A 17,227-nucleotide genomic window follows, 5' to 3' on the forward strand; every position below is an offset into this window, starting at 1 on the left:
GGCTCGCGAGGATGTCGGTCCCCGCTGGCAGGCTCCGTGCATGCGCAACGTCTTCATCGGCAGCGAAGCCTTGGCGCAGGGCCTCCTCACCGAACACGAGCTGCGCCGCTGGTACAGAGCAATCTTCCGCGACGTCTATGTGCCGGCACCTCATCAGGTCACCCTCCGTGGCCGGATCGAGGGGGCGTGGCTGCGCTCTGGGCGTCAAGGCGTGATCGCCGGGGTAGCCGCGTCAGCGATGCACTGGGCTCACTGGGTCGACCGCGATATCCCGATCGAGATGATCTGGCCGAACACCCGCCCGCCGGAAGGCATCATCGCCCGCGACGAAACCCTCGCCGATGACGAGATCACCACGGTCGCCGGGATTCCGGTCACTACAACCGCCCGCACCGCCTACGACCTGGGCCGCCACCTGCCGCGCGACGAGGCGGTGGCCAGGATGGACGCCCTGGCCCGGGCCACCCCGTTCCATGCCGAGGACGTGATTCTGCTGGCCAAACGCCACCGCGGCGCCCGCGGTTTGCGACGGCTGCGGGTGGCCCTTCCGCTGGTGGACCCCGGCGCCGCCTCACCCCGGGAGTCCCGGCTGCGGCTAAGGCTCATCGACGCCGACCTGCCCACCCCGACGACCCAGATCCCGGTGATCGAGCGGGGGTATCGGCCGTTCGCCTGGCTGGACATGGGCTGGAGGGAGTACAAGGTGTCCGCCGAATACGATGGCGAACACCACCAGAGCCAGCGCCCGCAGTACGTCTGGGACCACCAACGTCAGCGCAGGCTGGAACGCCTGGGCTGGATCAACATCCGGGTGATCAACGAGGACGACGCCACCGAGACCGTCCACCGTGTCGCCGACGCCCTGCGCTCCCGTGGCTGGCGACCGCAAGCGGCCTAAGCCGGCTGCAGCACCTCGGTGATCGATGTCCCGGCGGCGATCTTCCCGCGAGCCGTCCGGATCTTCTCCGGGATGCCCGCCCCGACCACGCCGACGAGCACGCCATCCCGTTCGTAATAGGCGACGAACCGTCGGCCGTCATCCTCGGCCAGGTGCACCGTGTCGCCGGTCCGCGGGTGGCCCAGGCACTGGATCTTGACGTCGTACTGGTCGCTCCAGAAGTAGGGCACTCCCGCTCGGGGCACCGCCGAACCCAGCATCGCCGACACCATGGTCTTCGCCTGCTCGGCGACGTTGCTCCAATGCTCGACGCGGTTGCCGTCCCAGCACGCCACGTCGCCGATCGCCCAGACGTCCGGGGCGCTGGTACGGCCGGCCTCGTCGCAGATTATGCCGTCGGCCACCGCGATTTCGCTGCCGGTCAGCCAGTCGCAGGCGGGCCGTGATCCGACCCCGACGACCACCAGATCGGCCGGGATCACCGAACCGTCGGACAGCGTCACCGACTCCACGCCCTCGGACCCGGAGACTGAGTCCACCTTCACACCGGTGCGCACGTCGACGCCCTCGTCGCGGTGCAGCCGGGTGATCAACGCGCCCACCTGCTCGCCCAGCACGGCGGCCAGCGGGGTGGGCTGCGGCTCCACCAGCACCACCTGCACACCGGCGCCGCGCAGGCTGGCCGAGACCTCGCAGCCGATGAAGCCCGCCCCGATCACCACGGCGCGGCGCGCACTGGCCGCCCGCCGGCGCAGCGCCAGAGCGTCGTCGAGCGATCGCAGCACGAAGACGCCGTCCAGGTCGCCGACCGCGATGCGGTTGGGCACCAAGCCGGTGGCGATCACCAGCTGGTCGTAGCCCAGTACATCTCCGTCGGCCAGTGTCACGGTGTGGGCCGCCACGTCGACGGTGCGGGCCGCGCAGCCCAGCCGCAACCCGATGCGGTGCTGTTCGTAGAAACTCGCCGGTTTGAGGGCCACATCATCGACCTCGCCGCGCAGCAGCTGCTTGGACAACGGCGGGCGGTCGTACGGCAGGTGGGTCTCGGCGCCGACGACGGTGATCGGCGCGGCGTAGTCGTTGCGGCGGAGCTGTTCGGCGGTGCGGACCGCGGCCAGCCCGCCACCGATGATGAGCACCCCGTTCGCACTCATGACCGCGCCACCTCCACCATCTCGAAGTCGGCCTTCGCCGCGCCGCAGTCCGGGCAGCTCCAGTCCTCGGGGATGTCGGCCCAGCGGGTGCCGGGCTCGATGCCGTCCTCCGGCCAGCCCAGCGCCTCGTCGTACTCGAAGCCGCACTGCAGGCACCGGAACAGTTTGTAGTCGTTCATGAGTTCACTCCCATCGGTTCGAAATCGAGCTTTTCTCGGACCGCACAGTCCGGGCAGGTCCAGTCGTCGGGGATCTGCGCCCACGCCGTCCCGGCCGGGAAGCCTTCGCGCGGCGCGCCGACACCCTCGTCGTAGACGTAGCCGCAGCCCGGGCAGCCGTAGCCGGCCATCAGGCGTTCACCGCCGCTGCCCCGTAGCGGGCCAGGATCTTCTCCCGGCGGCGCGGCGAGATATTGGCCCGGGTGATGTCGCCGGCGTAGTGCGCCAGCACCCGGTGGTCCATCAGCTTGCGCCACACCGGCGGGAAGTAGGTCACCCCGATGAGCGCCCCGTAGCCGGCCGGCAGGTTCGGCGAGTCGTCGAAGCTGCGCAGCGTCTGGTAACGCCGGGTCGGGTTGGCGTGGTGATCGCTGTGGCGCTGCAGGTGGTACAGGAACAGGTTGGTGACCATGTGATCGGAGTTCCAGCTGTGCTGCGGGGTGCAGCGCTCGTAGCGGCCGCTGGGCTGCTTCTGGCGCACCAGCCCGTAGTGCTCCAGGTAGTTCACCGACTCCAGCAGCGACGAGCCGTAGAAGGCGTTGATCAGCACGTACGGGATCAGTGCGACACCGAACACCGCGATCATCACGCCCCAGAACAGCAGCGACATCGCCAGGGCATTGATCACGTCGTTGCCCGGCCAGGTCCGCGGGTTCCAGGGGTTCTTGCCGGTCCGGCGGACCCGCGCCGCCTCCAGCTCCCACGCCGAGCGGATGCCGCCCCAGGTGCTGCGCGGCAGGAACTCCCAGAACGTCTCGCCGAAGCGGGCCGACGCCGGGTCTTCGGGGGTGGCGACCCGCACGTGGTGGCCGCGGTTGTGCTCGACGTAGAAGTGCCCGTAGCAGACCTGCGCCAGGGTGATCTTGGCCAGCCAACGCTCCAGCGACTCCCGCTTGTGACCCAGTTCGTGGGCGGTGTTGATGCCCACCCCGGCTACCGTCGCCGCCGACATCGCCACACCGATCTTGCCCAGCCAGCCCAGCGACCCGTCGAAGCCGAGCCAGCCCAGGTCCGACGCGGTGAACAGGTAGGCGCCCAGGACTGCGCTGGCGTATTGAAACGGGATATAGGCGTAGGTCGCATACCGGTAGTACTTGTCGTTCTCCAGCGCGGCCATCACCTCATCGGGCGGGTTCTGCCCGTCGGCCCCGACGGCCAGGTCCAGCGCCGGCAGGATCACATAGAGCAGGATCGGCCCGATGTAGAACGGCAGCTGCGACGCGGTCTGCCAGCCGGCTTGGTTCATCGCCCACACCAGCGGCAGCATCAGGAACATCATGGTGGGCACGAACAGGCCCAGCAGCCACAGGTGTCGCTTCTTGTCGTGCCAGATCTTTGGCTTGTCACTCAGTTCGGTATTCATGTCGCCGACGTTAGGTAGCCGCGCCGCCTCGTCGCTCGTCCCGCGAAACCGGAATTCGGCGGGTTATTCGTCTCCGGGAGACAACGGGGACAACACGGCGGCGCCGTACCACTGACAGAGCAGCAGCGCGATCTCGACGTCGAGCCGGTCCTCGGCGATCGGGCGGCCCCGACGTTCGATCGCACGCTGGACGCGGTACTTCATCGTGTTGACGTGGAAGTGCAGCTGCTCGCCGGCCGCCTTGAAGCTGGAACCGGCCCGCAGGAACACCCGCAGGGTGTCGCGGAGTCGCTCGTCGCCGTCGGTGGCACGGGCCAGCGGGCCGAGCACCTCACCGACCCAGGCCCGTGCGGCGGCCACGTTGTCGCCGCCGAGCAGTGCCGCCGCCGACAGCCCCGGATCGGCTGCCGCGCTGACCCGGGTGACACCGGAGGCCACCGCCAGGGTGTGTACCGCCAGCGCCTGCTGGTGAGACCGGCGGAAACCCTCGACGCCGGGCAGCGGATCACCGATCGCCACCCAGGGCTCGCCGGACGCGGTCTGCGCGCAGCCGCGGATCTGTTCCACCGCGTCGTGCCCGGCGCTCGACGCCAACGGAATCCAGGCCCAGCCGGTGGTGCTGTCGGCCGGGATGAACAGCGGTGCGCCTTGTCCGGCAACAGATTCGGCGAGTTGCTTGATGAAACCCTCGGCGGCTGTGAGCTTGTCGCCGGCTGACTCCGGGTACCAGACGATCAGCGCGACATGGGTTCGCCGCAGCGGATAGCGGATCGCGGTGGTCATGGCGTCGACGTCCAGGCCCTCGTCGGCGAGGATCTCACGGACCCGCAACGCGCGCACCGCGTTTCGGCTCTCCAGCCAGCGTTCGCGTTCGGCCTGGTAGACGGCGGACACCTGTTGCGACATCTCGTCGATGTAGCCGAACATCAGTGTCGACATCTCCGAGAGCACGTCTAGGCGAAGGTCGGGATCCAGCTCGGCGGAACGGATCTCCTCGAGCACCACCCGCAACGCCATCGAGTGGCCCAACCGGTAGCCCCGGACCAACGCGTTCATCGGGACCCCGCGTTGCGCCAGCCGCCGTGCGTGCTCGAGCGCGACCGCCGGCGCGGCGATTTCGGCCACCGGGATGTTGTGGCGGATCGCCGAGAAGTACGTGTCGACGTTGGCCGCCACGGTTTCGTGCAACAGCTGCAGCAGCGACGAATCCGTGATGAGGTCCGGCGACTCCTTGGCGATCAGATTCTCGATCACCTGGGTGGTTTCGGTCAGGTGATCGTAGAGCCGCTGCGAGATCCCGATCGCCGCGTCGGCGACGGTGCTCGGATCGGTCATGGTCGCAAACGTAGTCAGACTCGCCGGGGCGCGCCCAGTCTTTCGGCGCGCAGCATCTCCACCTCGGGCAGCTCCAGCGGCGCCAGCTCGCCGACCACCTTCGACAGCAGCAGGTCGGCCAGTTCCGGGTTGCGGGCCAGACACGGCCCGTGCAGGTAGGTGGCCACGACGCTGCCCTGCACCGCACCGTCGAATCCGCCGCCGGCCCGGTTGCCGGCGCCCTTGGTCACCGTGCTCAACGGCGATGCGGCCGGACCCAGCACGGTGCCGCCGCGGTGGTTCTCAAAGCCGGTCAAGGGTTGTGTTAGGCCCGCCAGCAGCGGGTCCCCGACCACCTCGCCGATGGTGCGCGCCTGCTGCGGTGCGGTGGTCACATCCAGCATGCCGACGCCGTCGACGCGTTCGCCGGCCGAGGTCTCATACCAGGCCCCGAGCACCTGGACGGCTGCGCAGATCGCCAGCACCGGTGCGCCGCGTTCGGCGGCGCGCTGCAGGCCCGGATACCGGATCAGGTGCCGGGTGGCCAGCCGCTGCGCGTAGTCCTCGGCGCCGCCGAGGGTGTAGAGGTCGAGTGACTCCGGGACCGGGTCGGCCAGGGTGATCTCGACGATCTCGGCGGCGATACCGCGCAGTGCCAGCCGCTGTCGCAGCACCACCGCGTTGCCGCTGTCGCCGTAGGTGCCCATCACGTCGGGCAGCACCAACCCGATCCGCACGGTGCTAATGGCGCCGCCTCCTCCTCATCGCTGCGTCCCCCTCGCCGCTGCGCGGCTGGGGTGCCCCCACTGCATCGTCGGCGCCGGTCTAGCCACGGTCCAACCTCCGCTGCAGCTGCAGGAACGCGGTGTAGTTGGCGACCACCTCGACCGGCCCGGGCGGGCAGGAGGCGATCGCCGCGAGGGTGTCGTGCACCAGGGTGTGTTGCACACCGGCGTAGCCGAGTCGCACCGCCAGGTCGGTGCCGCGCTCGCCGGCCGCCACCACGTGGACACCTTCGAAGTGTTCGAACCGGACATCCCACAGCCAGGACAGGTCCTCGCCGTCGGGCACCTGCCCGTTGACAGCGATCACCACCCCGGCGGCGCGGTGGTCGACCATCGACAGGGCCTCCTGCCAACCGGCCGGGTTCTTGGCCAGCAGCATGCGCACCGTGTGCTGGCCGACCTGCACCGACTTGTAGCGCCCGGCCACCTCGTCGACCGAGGAGACCGCGGCCACGGCCTTGACGGGGTCGGCGCCCAAGGCGACCGCGGCGGCGACGGCCTGGGCGGCGTTGCCACGGTTGACGGTGCCGGGCAGGGCGAGCCGCATCGGCAGCACCAGTCCGTCGGGCCCGTACAGCGAGTCGTCGTCGAACCACCACTGCGGGGTGGGCCGGGCGAAGTCGCATCCGGTGGAGGACCAGTGGTCGTCGCGTCGGTCGATCACCTCGCCGCTGCGCGGGCAGCTGACCGAGTCGCCCGCCCAGCCGCCGCCGGCGGCGACCCACACCACGTCGGGACAGTCGTAGGCGGCCGAGGTCATCAGGATGTCGTCGCAGTTGGCGACCACGATCGTCTGCGGATGCCGGGCCAGGCCGGTGCGCAGGGCGCGTTCCACCGCGTTGATCTCCCCGACCCGGTCCAGCTGGTCGCGCGACAGGTTCAGCAACACCACCACCGTGGGGGACACCGCGTCGGCCACATGCGGCACATGCATCTCGTCGACCTCGAGTGCGGCCAGCTCGGCGGTGCGGTCGGCGGCCAGCGCCGCCACCAGCCCGGCGTCCATGTTGGCGCCCTCGGCGTTGGTGGCCACCGGGCCCAGGTCGCGCAGCGCGGCCGCGATCATCCGCGTGGTGGTCGACTTGCCGTTGGTGCCGGTGACGACGACGCTGCGCCGCCCGGTGCCGAGCTGACCCAGGATCGAGCGGTCCAGCGTCATCGCGACCAGGCCGCCGATCATCGCGCCGGCGCCGCGGCCGGTGATGCGAGACGCCCACCGGGCGCTCGCTCCGGCGGCCAGCGCGAGGCGTCCACGGGCGGTGATCACCCGGTGAGTCTAAATTGGGACGACACGGGCCCTCGCCGGCCGCTATCGCTCACCCCGGCGTGCCATTCTCATGGCATGAGTGCGCTGTGGGGGCGCCCGGCCCGCGAATCCGGCGACGGCTGGGTGGTCGTCGACGTCGAGACGTCGGGGTTCCGGCCCGGACAGGCCCGGGTGCTCAGCCTCGCGGCCCTGGCACTCGACGCCGACGGGCGAATCGAGAAGTCGGTGTCGCACCTGGTCAATCCGGGCACCGACCCGGGCCCCACCCATGTGCACGGGCTGACCGCCGAGATGCTGGCGGGCCAGCCGCAGTTCGCCGATGTCGTCGACGAGGTCGCCGCGCTGCTGGCCGGCCGCACCCTGGTGGCCCACAACGTGGCCTTCGACTACACGTTCCTGGCCGCCGAGGCCGAGATGGCCGGCGCGGAACTGCCCGTCGACTCGGTGATGTGCACCCTGGAGTTGACCCGGCGGCTCGACCTGGGCCTGGCCAACCTGCGGTTGCAGACACTGGCAGCGCACTGGGGTGTGGTGCAGACGAGGGCGCACGACGCGCTCGATGACGCCCGAGTGCTGGCCGGCGTATTGGAGCCGGCCCTGCAGCGCGCCCGGGAGCGTGACGTGTGGCTGCCGGTGCGGCCGGTGACCCGGCGTCGGTGGCCCAACGGCCGGATCACCCACGAGGAACTGCGGCCGCTGAAGGCGCTGGCCTCGCGGATGCCGTGCGCCTACCTCAACCCGGGACGCTACGTGCGGGGGCGCCCGCTGGTGCAGGGCATGCGGGTGGCGCTGTCGGCGGAATGCCGCCGCACCCACGAGGAACTCGTCGAACGGATCTTGTTCGCCGGGTTGGCCTACAGCGACGTCGTGGACGCCAACACCTCGCTGGTGATCTGCAACGACGACAGCCCGGAGCAGGGCAAGGGCTACCTGGCGCGGGAACTCGGCGTGCCGACGGTCTCCGACGAGCACTTCATGAACGCCGTCACCGGGGTCGTCCACGGCACCGACGTCGAGCAGTTCGCCGACACCGGCCCGGCCGGCGAGCAGATCTCGCTGTTCTGAGCGGGTCGGCTCAGCCGAGCCGGGCCGCCCGGTTCACCGCCGAGACCACCGCGCGCAGCGACGCCGTGGTGATCGACGACGCGATCCCCACACCCCACACCGTGTGGTCACCCAGGGACGCTTCCACATACGCCGCGGCCTGGGCCTCCTCGCCGGCGCTCATCGCGTGCTCGGAGTAGTCCAGCACGTTGACGTGGATCCCGACGTCGCTCAACGCGTCGACGAACGCGGCCAGCGGCCCGTTGCCGGCGCCGGCGATCTCGGTCTCCACCCCGTCGACCAACACCGTGGCCTCGATGCGGTCGGTGCCGTCGTCGGTCTCGGCGGCGATCAACCGCTGGTGCATCCGCTCCAGCGGACGGATCGGGTTCAGGTACTCCTCGGCGAACGCGTCCCACATCTCCTTGGGGGTGACCTCGCCGCCCTCGCCGTCGGTCAACTGCTGGATCACCTTGGAGAACTCGATCTGCAGCCGCCGTGGCAGTACCAGCCCGTGGTCGGTCTTCATCACGTAGGCCACCCCGCCCTTGCCCGACTGCGAGTTGACCCGGATCACCGCCTCATACGTGCGGCCCACGTCGCGCGGATCGATCGGCAGGTAGGGCACCTGCCAGAGCATGTCGTCGACATCCGAGTCGGCGGCATCGGCGTCGACCTTCATCTGGTCCAGGCCCTTGTTGATCGCGTCCTGGTGACTGCCGGAGAACGCGGTGTAGACCAGGTCGCCACCGTAGGGGTGGCGCTCGGGCACGCCCAGCTGGTTGCAGTACTCGACGGTGCGGCGGATCTCGTCGATGTTGGAGAAGTCGATCTGCGGGTCCACCCCACGCGAGAACAGGTTCAGCCCCAGCGTCACCAGGCAGACATTCCCGGTGCGCTCGCCGTTGCCGAACAGGCAGCCCTCGATGCGGTCCGCCCCGGCCTGATAGCCCAGCTCCGCTGCGGCGACAGCGGTGCCGCGGTCGTTGTGCGGGTGCAGGCTCAAGATGACCGAGTCGCGTCGCTTGAGGTTTCGGTGCATCCACTCGATCGAGTCGGCGTAGACATTGGGGGTGGCCATCTCCACGGTGGCCGGCAGGTTGAAGATGATCGGCGAGTCGGGCGATGGCTGGATCACATCGCCCACCGCATCACAGACCGCTTTGGCGTACTCCAGTTCGGTTCCGGTGTAGGACTCCGGGGAGTACTCGTAGCGCCACCGGGTGCCCGGATATTTGGCCGCCTCTTCCAGGCACTTGCGCGCCCCGGCCACCGCGATCTCCTGCACCGCGGCGCGGTCGGCACGGAAGACCACCCGGCGCTGCAGGATCGACGTCGAGTTGTAGAAGTGCACGATCACGTTCGGAGCGCCGTCGCAGGCCTCGAAGGTGCGCTCGATCAGCTCGTCGCGGCACTGCGTGAGCACCTGCAGCGTGACGTCGTCGGGGACGGCGCCGGCTTCGATGATTTCGCGGACGAAGTCGTAGTCGGTCTGGCTGGCCGAGGGGAACCCGACCTCGATCTCCTTGTAGCCCATCGCCACCAACAGGTCGAACATCCGACGCTTGCGGGCCGGGCTCATCGGGTCGATCAGCGCCTGGTTGCCGTCGCGCAGGTCGACCGCGCACCACATCGGGGCGCGCTCGATGACGCGGTCCGGCCAAGTGCGGTCGGGCAGGACGATGTTTTCCACCTCATCGGCGAAACTGCGGTACCGGCTGATCGGCATCGCCGAGCCGCGCTGGGTGTTCCAGCCGGGTTGGCCGGGGTTGGGCGGCCCGACGGGTTTGGTGATGCGGCGTCCCGACGTGAAGGCGTCTGGGGAGGCCTGCGAAAAACTGGTCACGGTGATTGCTCCGGGGTTCTCAGATGGAATTGGAGACCGGCGCATCGCGAAAGGCCCGCGACGGGAAGCCGGTCTGGATCAGACCCCGCCGCGGCGTCCGAGAAGGAGCACCCGCTGCACATCGTGGAGTTTACGCGCTCAGACGGCCGTTGCGGAAAACGGCCCCGGGCGCAGCGTCAGCGCCCAAAGCCGCTTCCCCTATTCTGGGACGAGCCCAGCCGAGGAAGGGACCAATAGTGGCGCTCGTCGTGCAGAAATACGGCGGCTCGTCGGTGGCCGACGCCGATCGGGTCCGCAGCGTCGCCGAGCGCATCGTCGAGACCAAGAACGACGGTGACGACGTCGTCGTGGTGTGCTCGGCGATGGGGGACACCACCGACGACCTGCTGGACCTGGCCCAACAGGTCTCGTCGGCGCCGCCGGCCCGGGAACTGGACATGCTGCTCACCGCAGGCGAGCGGATCTCCAACGCGCTGGTGGCGATGGCCGTCGAGGAGTTGGGCTGTCAGGCCCGCTCCTTCACCGGATCGCAGGCCGGGGTGATCACCACCGGCGTACACGGTAAGGCCAAGATCATCGACGTCACCCCGGGCCGGCTGCAGGCTGCGCTCGGCGAGAATCAGGTGGTGCTGGTCGCGGGCTTCCAGGGCGTCAGCCAGGACACCAAGGACGTCACCACGCTGGGCCGCGGCGGCTCGGACACCACCGCGGTGGCGCTGGCCGCGGCCCTGAACGCCGACGTCTGCGAGATCTACACCGACGTCGACGGCATCTACAGCTCCGACCCGCGCATCGTGCCCAACGCCAAGAAGTTGGACACCGTCACCTTCGAGGAGATGCTCGAGCTCGCCGCCTGCGGCGCCAAGGTGCTGATGCTGCGCTGCGTCGAGTACGCCCGCCGCTACCACCTGCCGATTCATGTGCGCTCGTCGTACACGGACAAGCCCGGCACCATCGTTACCGGATCGATCAAGGACATCCCCATGGAAGACGCGCTGCTGACCGGAGTCGCCCACGACAAGAGCGAAGCCAAGGTGACCGTCGTCGGCATCCCCGACCTGCCCGGCTACGCGGCCAAGATCTTCCGCGCGGTCGCCGACGCCGACATCAACATCGACATGGTGTTGCAGAACGTCTCCAAGCTCGAGGACGGCAAGACCGACATCACCTTCACCTGTCCGCGCGACAACGGCCCGGCCGCGGTGGCCAAGCTGGAATCGCTCAAGACCGAGATCGGCTTCACCGAGGTGCTCTACGACACCAACGTGGGCAAGGTGTCGCTGGTCGGGGCGGGCATGCGCAGCCACCCGGGCGTCACGGCAACCTTCTGCGAGACGCTGGCTGATAACGGCATCAACATCGACCTGATCTCCACCTCCGAGATCCGCATCTCGGTGCTGGTGGCCGAGGACGACTTGGACAAGGCCGTGGTCGCGCTGCATCAGGCATTCGACCTCGGCGGCGACGAGGAAGCCACCGTCTACGCCGGAACGGGGCGCTGACGAATGGGTCGCCAGGGGTTATCAATCGGCATAGTCGGCGCCACCGGCCAGGTCGGCCAGGTGATGCGCACCCTGCTCGAGCAGCGCAACTTCCCCGCGGACAAACTGCGGTTCTTCGCCTCGGCGCGGTCGGCCGGGCGCAAGCTGGCGTTCGGCGGCGTCGAGATCGAGGTCGAGGACGCCGAGACCGCCGACCCCGCCGGCCTGGACATCGCGCTGTTCTCGGCGGGTGGGGCGATGTCGAAGGTGCAGGCGCCGCGGTTCGCCGCCGCCGGGGTCACGGTGATCGACAACTCGTCGGCGTGGCGCAAGGACCCCGACGTTCCGCTGGTCGTCGCAGAGGTGAACTACGACCGGGACGTGCGCGGGAAGAAGTTGGCCAAGGGCATCATCGCCAACCCGAACTGCACCACCATGGCGGCGATGCCGGTGCTCAAGCCGTTGCATGAGGAGGCCGGCCTGACCCGGCTGATCGTCTCGACCTATCAGGCGGTCTCGGGCAGCGGACTGGCCGGGGTCCAGGAGCTTGCCGAGCAGGTCCGTGCGGTCGCCGACGGCGCCGAGCAGTTGGTGCACGACGGCGGCGCGGTGCAGTTCCCGCCGCCGAACACCTACGTCGCGCCGATCGCCTTCAACGTGGTGGCGCTGGCCGGTTCGCTGGTCGACGACGGCTCCGGTGAAACCGACGAGGACCAGAAGCTGCGCTACGAGAGCCGCAAGATCCTCGGCATTCCGGAGCTGCTGGTCAGCGGCACCTGTGTGCGGGTGCCGGTGTTCACCGGGCACTCGCTGTCGATCAACGCCGAGTTCGCCCGGCCGTTGTCGCCGCAGCGGGCCGCCGAGCTGCTGGACGCCGCCCCCGGGGTGACGCTGACCGATGTGCCCACCCCGCTGGCCGCCGCCGGCGCGGACGACTCGCTGGTGGGCCGGATCCGGGTGGACCCGGGCGCGCCCGACGGGCACGGCCTGGCATTGTTCGTGTCCGGTGACAACCTGCGTAAGGGCGCTGCGCTCAACACGATTCAGATCGCCGAGCTGCTCGCCGCGTCCTAGTTCGGCAGCGTTGGGCGCCGAACGTGCACCGGCTGCGAAAGATCGCAACGAATCTCGCGGTGATTGCACGCTCGGCGACGGGTATGGCCGTGGCGGCGCTGCTGACGGGCCCGCTGGTCGCCCACGCCGAACCGCCGGCGCCGAGCCCGCGTCCGGTGTTGTGGCCGCTGGCTGAAGGGCAGGTGGTCCGGATCGGCCCGAGTGCCGGAACCGGCACGCTCACCGGTGATTACGGCATCGGCGCGACCGATCTGTGCGAGTTCATGGAGTTCCCCAGCGCGGTGCTGCAGATCTGCGGGGACAGCTTCGCCGGGCAAGGCGTGGGGTTCGGCGGCTGGTACTCGCCGATCGCGCTGCGGCTCGACCCGGACTCGGTCGACGACTCCGTCGGGGTGCGCTACACCGGCGTGCTCGGGGTGGACCGGCCGCTGCTGGCCGACCCGTCGCCGGCCGGCAGCACGCAGTTGCCGGCCGGGATCGTCTCGATCAACCGAACCAACTACCTGATGGTGACCACCGCCAAGATGCTGGTGCCGCAGACGTCACGGCTGGTGAAAGCCGATCCGGCGCAACCGGGTTGGCAGACGGTGCCGGGATCGGTGCGGGCGGCCTCTTACCAGGATTTCGGTCAGTCCCAGATCAGCGGCTACTACGATCCGGTTCCGACACCGGATTCGGTCACCGGCTGGGTGTACGTCGTGGCCAACAACTTCGACCGCAGCGCGTCGGTGACGCTGTATCGGGTCACCCCGGACAAGTTCACCGACCGGTCGGCCTGGCAGGGCTGGGCCGCCGGAACGGGCTGGGGCCACAAGCCCACGCCGTTGTGGAACGACCAGATCGGCGAGCTCAGCCTGCGCCAGATCGACGGCAAGCCGGTGCTGTCCTACTTCAACGGCACCACCGGGAACATGGAGGTGCGGGTGGCCTACGACCCGACCGGTCTCGGGACGGCTCCGGTGACCACGGTGGTACAGCACGCCGAGTGGCCGGACCCGCCGGTGCCGGTCGAGACACTGCCGTCGCCGTTCGACAACCGGCTGGCCCAGCCGTACGGCGGCTACATCTCACCGGGGTCGACGCTGGACGAACTGCGGGTGTTCATCAGCCAGTGGAACAACAGCGAGCCGTGGGCCCGGGCGCCGTATCGGGTGATCCAGTTCGCGGTGAACCCGTTCAAGCCCTGGTCGGCCGGCATCGTTCATAGCTGACGCATAGCCGGCACCCAGCGGTTGGGGGTGGTTGCCCACGCACCATGTCAACCATGAGCGAAACACCCGAAACCACGACTCCGCCGGCCACACCGCCCGGCCCCGTCGAGCCGAAGCCGTACTGGGTCTATCGGCTCGCCGCCTGGGTGGCCATCGTCGCCGGCGTCGTCTTCATCGTCTCGTCGATCTTCTTCGCCGGAGTGTGGGCCAGCAAGGGCGGCCCGCGCGGGCACCACTGCCACCACGGCCCTCATCACGGCGCGATGTTCCACAAGGGGTTCCACAAGGGGTTTGACAAGGGCTTCCACGACGGTCCCCGCCAGGGTCCCGACCACGGCCCCGGCCGGATGGGGCCGCCGCCGGGACCGGAAGGCCCGGGACCCAGCGAGGTTCCGCCGTCGGTCACCCGCCCCCCGGCGCCCACGCCGGGCCGGTAAGCCCCGGCCACGAACAACCAGCCGCCGCCCCTCCCGAAGGGCGGCGGCTGGCGTCGTTGTCAGGCATGATTGGGCGATATGACCGAAACACCTGCACCGAAGCCGCCGCCACCGCCGCCACCGGCAGCACCGGCGGCCAAACCGAACAGGCTGTATCAGGCCGCAGCGTGGGTGGTGATCGTCGCCGGGACCGTATTCATCGCCGCGGTGATCTTCTGCGCCGGCAGCTACCTCAGCAACGGTGGTTGGCACGGACACCAGCACGGGCATTGCATGATGCACCACGGCCCGCCGATGGGCCCCGGCTTCGGGCCCGCCGGCCCCGGCAACGAACCGGGCTGGCCGGGGTTCCGTCCCGCCGGCCCGGGTAATCCGCCCGGCGGTCCGGTCGGTCCGCCGCCGGGGCCGCCGTCCGCACCCCCGGCACCGCCGCACCGGTAATTCCCACGAGACCCGCCGAGGGTGCGGTTTCCGACGCCTCGCATGGCGAGTCACGCAGGAAACCGCACACTCGCGGGCCCCTTTAGCCAAAACCCTTTGAGCAAAAGAGGAGATTGACCGATGGCCGAGCACCACACCACCACCGAGGCCGGTGCGCCGGCACCGAGCGACACCGACTCGTTGACGGTCGGCCCGGACGGCCCGATCCTGCTGCAGGACCATTACCTGCTCGAGCAGATGGCGATGTTCAACCGGGAGCGCACCCCGGAACGCCAGCCGCACGCCAAGGGGGGCGGGGCATTCGGGCACCTCGAGGTGACGGCCGACGTCAGCGCCTACACCCGGGCGGCGGTGTTCGCGCCGGGCGTCAAAACCGAGATGCTGGCCCGATTCTCCACCGTCGCCGGTGAACGCGGCAGCCCCGACACCTGGCGCGACGTGCGTGGATTCGCACTGAAGTTCTACACCTCCGAGGGCAACTTCGACATCGTCGGCAACAACACCCCGGTCTTCTTCTTCCGGGACCCGATGAAGTTCCAGCACTTCATTCGTTCCCAAAAACGGCTGGTGGCAAGCAATCTGCGTGACCACCACATGCAGTGGGACTTCTGGACGCTCAGTCCGGAGTCGGCCCATCAGGTGACCTACCTGATGGGCGACCGCGGCCTGCCGAGATCCTGGCGGCACATGAACGGCTACGGCAGTCACACCTACAGCTGGAGCAACGCCGCCGGCGAGATCTTCTGGGTGAAGTACCACTTCATCAGCGACCAGGGTGTCGAGAACCTCAGCCAGGAAGACGGGGAGCGGCTCGCGGGATCCGACGCCGACTACCACCAGCGCGATCTCTACGACGCGATCGAACGCGGTGACCACCCGAGCTGGGCGGTGAAGGTGCAGATCATGCCGTTCGAGGACGCCAAGACCTACCGGCTCAACCCGTTCGATCTCACCAAGGTGTGGCCGCACGCCGACTACCCGCTGATCGACGTCGGGCGTTTCACCCTGGACCGCAACGTCGCCGACTATCACAACGAGATCGAGCAGGCGGCGTTCGAACCGAGCAACACCGTGCCCGGCACCGGGCTGAGCCCCGACAAGATGTTGTTGGCCCGCGGCTTCTCCTACGCCGACGCCCACCGCGCCCGGATCGGGACCAACTACAACCAGCTACCGGTCAACGCGCCCAAGACCGACGTGCACACGTACTCCAAGGACGGCAAAATGCGGTTCCGCAACGCGTCCGACCCGGTGTACGCGCCGAACTCGGTCGGGGGCCCGGTCGCCGACTCGGCTCGCGCCGCCGAAGTGCGCTGGCATGCCGACGGTGACATGGTGCGTGCGGCGTACACGCTGCGTGACGACGATGACGATTTTGGGCAGGCCGGAACCCTGGTCCGTCACGTGTTCGACGAAGAGCAGCGGAAACGGTTGGCGGCCAACATCATCGGCCATGTCTCTGCCGGCGTTCGCGAGCCGGTGCTGTCCCGGGTGTTCGAGTACTGGCACAACGTCGATGAGGACCTGGGCCGCGATGTGGAGGCCGGGGTGCGGGCCAACCTTGCCTGACGGCCGGGCCGCCGGACTGGCATGATCGGGCCATGAGCATCAAAGTCGTTTTCGCCACCGAGTCGACCGCGACCGGCGGTGGCCGAGACGGCCACGTCCGCTCCGCGACCGGCCGCGTCGACCTGGACACCCGCCCGCCCCGCGAGTTGGGCGGGGACGGTGAGGGCACCAACCCCGAGGAGCTGTTCTCCGCGGGCTACGCGGCGTGTTTCCTGGGCGCCCTGCGACTGGTGGCGCGCCGGTCCGCGGTCGCCCTGGACGACGACACCAACGTCACCGTCCAGGTCGCGCTGGGCAAGGACGTCGCCACCGAGGAGTTCGGCCTGACCGGCACCATCATCGGGAATCTGCCTGGGCTGTCGCAGGCCATCGCCGACGACCTGATGGCCCGGGCCCACGAGGTGTGCCCATACTCGAGAGCCACCCGCGGAAACGCCGAGTTCATCGTTTCGGCGAAGGTATAGCGTGCGGGCCGCCGCGACGTTCATGGTGGCGGGCCTGGGCCTGGCCGTGACCTCCACGGCGACCGCCCCGGCCGCTGTGGCGCGGCCTTCTGAACCCGGCGTGGTGTCCTACGCGGTGTTGCCCAAGGGCTCGGTCGGCAACATCGTCGGCGCCCCGATGACCTGGGACGCGCCGTCCGGCCAGCCGTTCCAGGCGTTCTGGGTCGACGATCCGGCCTGCAACAACTGGGCCGACATCGGCCTGTCCGAGGTCTACAACGACCCCGACCTGGCGTCCTTCAACAGCGCGGTCACCCAGACCGCGGCCAACGACCAGACGCATTTCGTCAAGCAGGCGGTGGGGGTGTTCGCCACCGAGGCCGCCGCCGACCGGGCCTTCCACCGCATCACCGACCGCACCGCCGGGTGCTCGGGGCGCACCACCGCGATGCACCTGGACAACGGGGCCACCCAGGTGTGGGCGTTCGACGGCGGGCCGGCCGGGGCGACCGACGCCGCCTGGGTCAAGCAGGAAGCCGGCACCGATCGGCGCTGTTTCAACCAGACCCGGCTGCGGCTCAACGTGCTGCTGCAGGCCAAGGTCTGCCAGTCCGGTAACGCCGGGCCGGCGGTGAACGTGCTGGCAGGAGCGATGCAGAACTCGCTGGGCCAGTAAAGGGCC

18 protein-coding genes are annotated in these 17,227 nt (G+C 69.4%); 10 read left to right on the forward strand and 8 right to left on the reverse strand.

Translation table 11 applies throughout. The features are described 5' to 3' along the window. The first annotated feature begins 40 nt into the window (after window positions 1-40). Window positions 41-898, forward strand: a complete 858-nt coding sequence (locus tag G6N19_RS10905) for a hypothetical protein (protein ID WP_193464918.1) — start codon at window positions 41-43, stop codon at window positions 896-898. Here G6N19_RS10905 and G6N19_RS10910 read toward each other — a convergent pair. The 7 genes from G6N19_RS10910 to G6N19_RS10940 all read right to left on the reverse strand — a co-directional run bounded on the left by G6N19_RS10910 (window position 895) and on the right by G6N19_RS10940 (window position 6,999). Next, entirely contained in the window at window positions 895-2,052 is a 1,158-nt protein-coding gene (locus G6N19_RS10910) for an NAD(P)/FAD-dependent oxidoreductase (protein ID WP_193464919.1), read from the reverse strand. The two genes, G6N19_RS10905 and G6N19_RS10910, sit on opposite strands and share 4 nt — an antisense overlap. Further along, window positions 2,049-2,231 carry a rubredoxin gene (locus G6N19_RS10915; protein WP_013830921.1) on the reverse strand — a complete coding sequence of 61 codons (183 nt, stop codon included), beginning with the start codon at window positions 2,229-2,231 and terminating at the stop codon, window positions 2,049-2,051. Before G6N19_RS10915 ends, G6N19_RS10910 begins: the two co-directional genes overlap by 4 nt. After that, complete coding sequence (locus tag G6N19_RS10920) at window positions 2,228-2,401, reverse strand: rubredoxin (RefSeq protein WP_013830920.1); 174 nt, start codon at window positions 2,399-2,401, stop codon at window positions 2,228-2,230. The genes G6N19_RS10915 and G6N19_RS10920 overlap by 4 nt, the downstream gene beginning before the upstream one ends. Further along, window positions 2,401-3,633, reverse strand: coding sequence for an alkane 1-monooxygenase (locus G6N19_RS10925; RefSeq protein WP_013830919.1), 1,233 nt, complete (start codon window positions 3,631-3,633; stop codon window positions 2,401-2,403). Before G6N19_RS10925 ends, G6N19_RS10920 begins: the two co-directional genes overlap by 1 nt. Before the next feature lie 63 nt (window positions 3,634-3,696). Beyond that, window positions 3,697-4,968, reverse strand: coding sequence for a PucR family transcriptional regulator (locus tag G6N19_RS10930; protein ID WP_193464920.1), 1,272 nt, complete (start codon window positions 4,966-4,968; stop codon window positions 3,697-3,699). Window positions 4,969-4,982: 14 nt separating this feature from the next. Further along, window positions 4,983-5,654, reverse strand: a complete 672-nt coding sequence (locus tag G6N19_RS10935; protein WP_232062687.1) for a type 1 glutamine amidotransferase — start codon at window positions 5,652-5,654, stop codon at window positions 4,983-4,985. Window positions 5,655-5,772: 118 nt separating this feature from the next. Then, complete coding sequence (locus G6N19_RS10940) at window positions 5,773-6,999, reverse strand: Mur ligase family protein (protein WP_193464922.1); 1,227 nt, start codon at window positions 6,997-6,999, stop codon at window positions 5,773-5,775. Window positions 7,000-7,074: 75 nt separating this feature from the next. Between G6N19_RS10940 and G6N19_RS10945 the strand changes: the two genes are divergently transcribed. Continuing rightward, on the forward strand, window positions 7,075-8,064 hold the full coding sequence (locus G6N19_RS10945; RefSeq protein WP_013830915.1) for a DEDDh family exonuclease: 990 nt from the start codon (window positions 7,075-7,077) through the stop codon (window positions 8,062-8,064). 10 nt (window positions 8,065-8,074) lie between these two features. Here G6N19_RS10945 and leuA read toward each other — a convergent pair whose 3' ends face one another. Then, window positions 8,075-9,889 carry a 2-isopropylmalate synthase gene (leuA, locus tag G6N19_RS10950; protein WP_013830914.1) on the reverse strand — a complete coding sequence of 605 codons (1,815 nt, stop codon included), beginning with the start codon at window positions 9,887-9,889 and terminating at the stop codon, window positions 8,075-8,077. A 236-nt stretch (window positions 9,890-10,125) separates the two neighbouring features. On the opposite strand from leuA, the gene G6N19_RS10955 reads away from it, so the two are divergent. From G6N19_RS10955 to G6N19_RS10990, 8 genes are all read left to right on the forward strand, one after another. Next, window positions 10,126-11,391: an aspartate kinase gene (locus G6N19_RS10955; protein ID WP_013830912.1), complete on the forward strand. Its 1,266-nt coding sequence runs from the start codon at window positions 10,126-10,128 to the stop codon at window positions 11,389-11,391. Window positions 11,392-11,394: 3 nt separating this feature from the next. Then, entirely contained in the window at window positions 11,395-12,444 is a 1,050-nt protein-coding gene (locus G6N19_RS10960) for an aspartate-semialdehyde dehydrogenase (RefSeq protein ID WP_013830911.1), read from the forward strand. Between the two features lie 83 nt (window positions 12,445-12,527). Then, window positions 12,528-13,655: a DUF4185 domain-containing protein gene (locus tag G6N19_RS10965; protein WP_232062688.1), complete on the forward strand. Its 1,128-nt coding sequence runs from the start codon at window positions 12,528-12,530 to the stop codon at window positions 13,653-13,655. Window positions 13,656-13,708: 53 nt separating this feature from the next. Further along, window positions 13,709-14,092, forward strand: coding sequence for a hypothetical protein (locus G6N19_RS10970; RefSeq protein ID WP_083038834.1), 384 nt, complete (start codon window positions 13,709-13,711; stop codon window positions 14,090-14,092). A gap of 78 nt (window positions 14,093-14,170) precedes the next feature. Beyond that, entirely contained in the window at window positions 14,171-14,533 is a 363-nt protein-coding gene (locus G6N19_RS10975) for a hypothetical protein (protein WP_041319055.1), read from the forward strand. A gap of 120 nt (window positions 14,534-14,653) precedes the next feature. Continuing rightward, window positions 14,654-16,102, forward strand: a complete 1,449-nt coding sequence (locus tag G6N19_RS10980) for a catalase (protein ID WP_193464924.1) — start codon at window positions 14,654-14,656, stop codon at window positions 16,100-16,102. A 32-nt stretch (window positions 16,103-16,134) separates the two neighbouring features. Next, the gene (locus tag G6N19_RS10985) at window positions 16,135-16,566 is read left to right on the forward strand and encodes an organic hydroperoxide resistance protein (protein ID WP_013830907.1); all 432 of its coding nucleotides are present in this window, start codon (window positions 16,135-16,137) and stop codon (window positions 16,564-16,566) included. A 1-nt stretch (window position 16,567) separates the two neighbouring features. Beyond that, window positions 16,568-17,221: a sensor domain-containing protein gene (locus G6N19_RS10990; protein WP_013830906.1), complete on the forward strand. Its 654-nt coding sequence runs from the start codon at window positions 16,568-16,570 to the stop codon at window positions 17,219-17,221. Window positions 17,222-17,227 lie beyond the last annotated feature (6 nt).

The sequence above is a fragment of the Mycobacterium novum genome (assembly GCF_010726505.1).
Classification (GTDB): Bacteria; Actinomycetota; Actinomycetes; order Mycobacteriales; family Mycobacteriaceae; genus Mycobacterium; species Mycobacterium algericum.

What these genes read in the sequence shown, in the direction of transcription:
- G6N19_RS10905 (WP_193464918.1), top strand. Translation starts at nt 41, where the DNA reads ATGCGCAACGTCTTCATCGGCAGCGAAGCCTTGGCGCAGGGCCTCCTC.
- G6N19_RS10910 (WP_193464919.1), bottom strand. Translation starts at nt 2,052, where the DNA reads ATGAGTGCGAACGGGGTGCTCATCATCGGTGGCGGGCTGGCCGCGGTC.
- G6N19_RS10915 (WP_013830921.1), bottom strand. Translation starts at nt 2,231, where the DNA reads ATGAACGACTACAAACTGTTCCGGTGCCTGCAGTGCGGCTTCGAGTAC.
- G6N19_RS10920 (WP_013830920.1), bottom strand. Translation starts at nt 2,401, where the DNA reads ATGGCCGGCTACGGCTGCCCGGGCTGCGGCTACGTCTACGACGAGGGT.
- G6N19_RS10925 (WP_013830919.1), bottom strand. Translation starts at nt 3,633, where the DNA reads ATGAATACCGAACTGAGTGACAAGCCAAAGATCTGGCACGACAAGAAG.
- G6N19_RS10930 (WP_193464920.1), bottom strand. Translation starts at nt 4,968, where the DNA reads ATGACCGATCCGAGCACCGTCGCCGACGCGGCGATCGGGATCTCGCAG.
- G6N19_RS10935 (WP_232062687.1), bottom strand. Translation starts at nt 5,654, where the DNA reads ATGGGCACCTACGGCGACAGCGGCAACGCGGTGGTGCTGCGACAGCGG.
- G6N19_RS10945 (WP_013830915.1), top strand. Translation starts at nt 7,075, where the DNA reads ATGAGTGCGCTGTGGGGGCGCCCGGCCCGCGAATCCGGCGACGGCTGG.
- G6N19_RS10960 (WP_013830911.1), top strand. Translation starts at nt 11,395, where the DNA reads ATGGGTCGCCAGGGGTTATCAATCGGCATAGTCGGCGCCACCGGCCAG.
- G6N19_RS10965 (WP_232062688.1), top strand. Translation starts at nt 12,528, where the DNA reads ATGGCCGTGGCGGCGCTGCTGACGGGCCCGCTGGTCGCCCACGCCGAA.
- G6N19_RS10970 (WP_083038834.1), top strand. Translation starts at nt 13,709, where the DNA reads ATGAGCGAAACACCCGAAACCACGACTCCGCCGGCCACACCGCCCGGC.
- G6N19_RS10975 (WP_041319055.1), top strand. Translation starts at nt 14,171, where the DNA reads ATGACCGAAACACCTGCACCGAAGCCGCCGCCACCGCCGCCACCGGCA.
- G6N19_RS10980 (WP_193464924.1), top strand. Translation starts at nt 14,654, where the DNA reads ATGGCCGAGCACCACACCACCACCGAGGCCGGTGCGCCGGCACCGAGC.
- G6N19_RS10985 (WP_013830907.1), top strand. Translation starts at nt 16,135, where the DNA reads ATGAGCATCAAAGTCGTTTTCGCCACCGAGTCGACCGCGACCGGCGGT.